This window comes from Aporhodopirellula rubra (genome assembly GCF_014192335.1).
In the GTDB taxonomy this organism is placed as follows: domain Bacteria; phylum Planctomycetota; class Planctomycetia; order Pirellulales; family Pirellulaceae; genus Rhodopirellula; species Rhodopirellula rubra.
This window is the reverse complement of sequence record NZ_JACHXU010000052.1, coordinates 1-5,449: the sequence shown is the minus strand read 5'-3', so window position 1 is coordinate 5,449 and position 5,449 is coordinate 1. Positions and strand designations below refer to the sequence as shown.

Sequence of the window (5,449 nt, the reverse complement as noted above, 5' to 3'; positions counted from 1 at the left end):
GGTCACCCGCCTCCGACTTATTCTCACCACCGAACCTAGTAAACCACCCCCAAATCACTTATTCTCACCCGGTCCGACCGGTAAGAAACAAGTTATTCGAATCAATTCTCCGTCAGCATTGGAACGCGTTCACGCTCAGAACTCGACTCAACGCTCGTCCATTCTCGATCCTGCGCATCTCTTGCGCACACGCCCTCTCGGCGACCGGTACACTAAGCCCGCTGGTTGAAACCGAAGTGGCGATTCACACGTCACCGAAGTGGCCGAAGGCTGCCGCTTGAGACCGGCAAGGCTCATACCTGAATCCCGACTGACACCCAGCCTCCTGTTGTTTTCCCTGCTGGGCGGGATGCGATTCTCGCCTGTGTTTTCCCTGCGGGGCTTGGCCTTCGCTTGCAACGCCGGCACCGATACAACACGGCCTCATTTTCGACAAAACCGTCGCCTCGACCCAGAGCACTCCGAATAACCATGGCGTGCACACGGAGCGGTGGTGGAGACTCGGTACACTTTCCAATTACATCTCTCGCCACCGCCCGGTGACGCTGACCGTTATCCGTTCAGATCGAACGTTGCATGAACCGCTCGCCTCGAATTGAAAAAAGACTTGCTGCAAAACGCAGTTACCATTCCAAGCCGATCTTTCGACGTTCACGAACGATTGAAGCGGTTTTGGGAACTGCGTGTATTGCGGCACTCATCATTCTCAAAATTGCATCTCAGATAGGTTTGCTTGTTGGGACCGAATCAATTGGCATGGCGATGGTTGCGCTTTGCGGTGCTACTTTGCTGGCGGTGACAATCTGCGTCCTGTTCCTTTGCGTCCTTACCCTGACCGGTCCCATCTACAAACCCCAACTCGATTTCTCCACCGGTGATCTAGAAACCTATGGTCCTATCGACAAGTTAGCCGCATTTGTCATCGCTTCTTTGATCGTGGGCATAGTAGGCTACATCGGATACCGTTACGTTGTGCTTGTCGGTTGATCTGAATACCGAATTGCGGACGGATAACCATGGCATTCACACGGAGCGGGGCTTGCGGCCAAATTTGAAATGGACGACTTTTCTCTCCCCGCCCGGTGATGCCGGCCGTTATGGCTGTAAGAGATCAACGACCAAACGGGTGGTGAGATCCGTTCTAGCATCAACGCCGACTGCAATTGAGAATCGTGAATCTACCGCGAGACAACCGTGAACCTACAGCACTTCATACAGACGATTGCGACACACGATAGTGATTTGACGATTTTCGTTGCGGCCGGCGAGTTAACTGGCTCTTCGGAGATTTCTTTGGTCAATCTCGATGAAAACGACGAGCCTGATGGGATGAGAGAATTGGTTGACGTGTGGCATGCGCTTGAGATACTAAACGGGGTCTCGAATCTCGATCCAACATTAAGAACTCCGGGCGCATCTGAACGGTTGCTCAAGCGATTCATCGAATACATGCACAACGACGCATGACGCCATAACAAAGCGGTGAACCGAAGCCGCCGATGACGTGTCTTTTGAAATCAGAGTTTTTTTGGCGGCGGCTCGGTTACCGCCGACGTTCGCCGACATAGCCAATTGTCATTCGCCGCAACAATACTGAGGTCTCAACGCCGCTGAACATCTTTTTGCACATCGTCTTCGCCTTCGGATGCTTCGTATCTGCAACGAACTTCTACTGGGCATTCCTTCGTTACCCGGTGCACCGAATGCGAGGCGGTACCAAAGACGACTATCGATGGATATCTGCGGCACCGCTTGTCGGTTCATTCCTGATCATGGTAACGCTACCATTCATTGATACACCTTCCTGGATCTGGTGGCTGGGCGTCATTTGTGCCGTGTCCGACACTGGTGGGATTCATTGGTTCCTGGTGGCAATGGCCTGGATGACTCTGACTGGACGACTGCGTTAGAATCACATGTTCAACTTGAAGCCTTCAGTGGGAAGCGGCGAACCATGCGATGATACGGAGCGGCGGTGGTCGCCGTTCACGCAGTGGTTGAGTCTCTCGCCGCCGCCCGCATATCGCTACCGTTCCCCGACGAAGTTCACATGACGGAAAACCCATACTCGACTCCGTCACTTGACGCACCGTCCGCCATCACGGATTCCTTAGCTGCATCCACGACGTCGCCCTCTCTTGCCTCGATCGCCAAGCCGACTTTTCTGGCATGGGAACGACTGCGAATCATCTTCGTTGGTGTGCTGGGATTGCTAACGCTCATACTCGCCGGACCCAACCTCTTGAACCTGCGCACTCTTGTGCTTGTCGCCGAGGGCGCTATCGTTTCCAACGTCTGCTTTTTTGCTGGACCTATTGTCGAAATCTACGTTCGATGGCTTGGATATGATCGCAATTGGGTGCGATGGTTCCTGTTCGTGGGCGGTACGATGCTGACAGCGATGCTTGCCGTTGTTACGATGTCGACTATGCTTCTACCCGATCAAGACTGACCTCAACGAGCGGGGAACAATCCGATGCACGGGAGCGGCGAAGTCGGGCGAATTTACAGTGGGAAATTTTTCGTCGCCGCCCCGTGATCGGTGACGTTCTGCTGCTTAACGACATGATTACACTCGACGACATCAAATCGAATCCTGCGATCGTAGACGATCTCGACTGGCCGTTCGACTTCTCGCTTGAGCGGGCCGACGACGATACAGATTGGATACATCTCAAGCCAAATCATTCCTTCACCATTGTTGCCGGAGATGGCACTGGTGGCGTCTTTATCGCGTACGGACAAGGTGCTCCCGAATCACTTCCGATACTTTACGCCACTTCAGAGGGACAGGCCGGCAAGGTAGCCTCTAATCTCTCCGAATGGCTGGCATTGTTGATGGCGATACCATATTGGCGTGACCTTCTGAAGTTCTCGGGTAATGGCGACTTGGAAGAGATGCGAAAGACAGTGCCGTTTATGGAATCAGAATACGCAACGGATTTCGACGATGTGCCAGCCGCTCGCGAACGAATCATGAACGAACTACCGGTTCCAGCGGTTGCTGATCCCGTCCAGATCTTACACACGAACGTCCACTCAACCGACTGCACGGTGGTGGCGGACGATGGATGCGCGTACGAGACTCTGTTCAATAGCTTTAAATCCGCGGACAATCCCAACTGGCGTTGAAAAGAGCAGAACCATGGCATGCACACGGAGTCGGGCTTGCAAGGTTTCACGAATAGACACTCAACTTTCCCGACCCGGTGATGCCGGTCGTTATCCCATGAAGCTGACCACCGATACGCAACGCGAAACGTGAAATCGTCTGCTGAAAACGCACGCAAGATCGTCGAACAACTCGGCGGATCGTTGAACGGAACCTCCGTCTACCTTGACGAAGCGTCAGAACGCGTCACTGACACAGATATTGAGACGATTCTGGTCCACCTGAAGAATCTGCCGAAATTCTCGCTTGGTGTTGCTGACTCCGATATCACGGATCAAACACTGCATCGGCTCTCAGCCTATCCGAATCTGGTCGATCTATGCTTGACGGGAACTTCGGTGACTGATGCTGGCGTTCGCAGTCTCTCGGATCTACATAATCTCAAGTCGCTGATCCTAAACGAAACTGCCGTGACCGATGCCGGACTGGCATCTTTGCACGGGCTTCCCAATCTCGCGCGTCTTGGACTTGGGCCGAATGTGACCGACCAATCGGTCGACACTCTTCACTCATTTCCGAACCTACGCTGGTTGATCCTTGAACCCCGCCAACGATGCCAATTCACTGATACGGCGTTCGCTACAATCAAATCCGAGATGCAAAGCGTACACATTCTTCTTGGCGGTTCTGACCCGAATTCTGACAACGAGCTTGTTTGACACCGCAACATTAGACCAAACTGTGGGATAACCATCGCGTGCACGCGGAGGCCCGTTGGTTCGTTTTCTCGAATGGATACTCAACTCACGGGCCCCGGTGACGCGGGTCGTTATCCGAATGAAATCTACACTGCACTGAGATGCTAAAGCTTTATCAATTTCGCCTGTCTACTCTACTGCTCGCTGCTACTTTGGTAGCGATGGCATGCATCATCATGGTTACTCGCTTGGAGGTTGCACGCCTCAAGGCATCACGCACCCTTCCCATCGCCAACGCTTCGCCGATCCCACCCGACGTTGTTGCTGCAAGTGTCGAGCAGCATCTTGCATCGCACCCTTTGCCTACCTCGGTTAACGACGTCCGCTATTCGATAAACGACGATTCGTTCAAGGTGCGTTATCAATGGACCGACCCAACCGATGGTAAGCAATGGTCATCAGATGTTACGCTGAAAGGCGACGGCTACGGAGAGTACACCGGATGCATCACGAACGACAAATTTCTCAATGCGATTCAACTCCAGATCAGCCCCGGTGGCCCCACTACTGGCAATGTCGACCGCATGTGGGTTGGCGCCTCAACTCCATCTTCGCTTACCGACGGCGGATAACCAAAGAATTGCACGGGAGTCGGGCGTCATGCGTTTTGGAGGTTCAATATTTTCTCTACCCGACCCCGTGAATTCCGACGTTATCTGACAGAGGAGTTTGACGTTTGAACAATTGGGCTGCAGCACTAATCGGATTTGGCGGCTTCTTTATCGCTGCCCTCTCTTTGATGCTTTCATACCGAGATCGCCGCGTTTCACACCGCAATCATTTCTACGAACGTCAGATTGATGCCTACACCGAAGTCATCAATTCTCTCGATGGCCTCTACGACCAAGTGCAGAACTACATACACGCTCACAACTTTGTTCTAGATTCGTCATCTCGCACGCAATTGCGGGCCGAAATGGCGCAGGGAACTTTCCAAGAACAATACCGAAACTACTTTGCTACTCGTCGCAAATGGTCGCTGTATCTGCCACAAGATTTTCTTGATTCCCTGAACGACTTCATGAACGTCCTAAATGGAATTTCCGCACCAGATGAAGTTGCAGATCAATACCCAGATGAACTCGTCTATCACAGGGATCCTGCCATGCCGTTGTCTGAAGCGTACCGAGACGTCGTCGCGGTTGCGCGGCATGGACTCGGCGTCGAGGCGCTAAGCAAGGATATGGCTCGAGTGTTTGGAAACCGCTCCCCCGATCGTATACTTGACACAAAGCTGGTTGCCGAACGAGAAAAAGGCAGCTAACCAAGATCGAGATAGGGGCCCGGTTGCCCGGGACCCCTCTCACACCACCGGACATGCGGATCCGCATCCGGCGGTTCGTTTCTTGGAAGCAAACTTGCTCCAGATCTTCTCAAGGCTCGCTAGTCCCTGTTGGTTGAGGTAGTCGATCGAGATGGCAACGTGCATTGCCGCGCTCGAGGACATCACCCACACTCCTCTTCCACTGCATCCGTGCGAGATCGCTTCTTCCGGACGCACTCCTAGCTTCAACAGCATTCGCACTCGAGTGCGGATTCGGTACCACTGTTTCCAGTAACAAGCGCGGATGCGCCGACG

At 53.3% G+C, this 5,449-nt stretch carries 8 protein-coding genes; 7 read left to right on the top strand and 1 reads right to left on the bottom strand.

Annotated features, from left to right (window positions below; translation table 11 throughout):
• Nucleotides 1-576 precede the first annotated feature (576 nt).
• The 7 genes from FHS27_RS30440 (at nt 577) to FHS27_RS30410 (ending at nt 5,134) form a co-directional block, all read left to right on the top strand.
• On the top strand, nt 577-987 hold the full coding sequence (locus FHS27_RS30440) for a hypothetical protein (protein ID WP_184310189.1): 411 nt from the start codon (nt 577-579) through the stop codon (nt 985-987).
• 635 nt (nt 988-1,622) lie between these two features.
• The gene (locus FHS27_RS30435; RefSeq protein WP_184310187.1) at nt 1,623-1,910 is read left to right on the top strand and encodes a hypothetical protein; all 288 of its coding nucleotides are present in this window, start codon (nt 1,623-1,625) and stop codon (nt 1,908-1,910) included.
• 65 nt (nt 1,911-1,975) lie between these two features.
• Entirely contained in the window at nt 1,976-2,452 is a 477-nt protein-coding gene (locus tag FHS27_RS30430) for a hypothetical protein (RefSeq protein ID WP_221225509.1), read from the top strand.
• 83 nt (nt 2,453-2,535) lie between these two features.
• Nucleotides 2,536-3,132: a hypothetical protein gene (locus FHS27_RS30425; RefSeq protein ID WP_221225508.1), complete on the top strand. Its 597-nt coding sequence runs from the start codon at nt 2,536-2,538 to the stop codon at nt 3,130-3,132.
• 129 nt (nt 3,133-3,261) lie between these two features.
• Nucleotides 3,262-3,831: a hypothetical protein gene (locus FHS27_RS30420; RefSeq protein ID WP_184310181.1), complete on the top strand. Its 570-nt coding sequence runs from the start codon at nt 3,262-3,264 to the stop codon at nt 3,829-3,831.
• Between the two features lie 140 nt (nt 3,832-3,971).
• A complete protein-coding gene (locus FHS27_RS30415) occupies nt 3,972-4,442 on the top strand; it encodes a hypothetical protein (protein WP_184310179.1) in 471 nt (156 codons plus the stop codon).
• 167 nt (nt 4,443-4,609) lie between these two features.
• Entirely contained in the window at nt 4,610-5,134 is a 525-nt protein-coding gene (locus FHS27_RS30410; RefSeq protein ID WP_221225507.1) for a hypothetical protein, read from the top strand.
• Nucleotides 5,135-5,173: 39 nt separating this feature from the next.
• On the opposite strand, the gene FHS27_RS30405 is transcribed toward FHS27_RS30410, so the two are convergent.
• On the bottom strand, nt 5,174-5,449 hold a 276-nt coding region (locus FHS27_RS30405; protein ID WP_221225506.1), incomplete at its 5' end, for a hypothetical protein.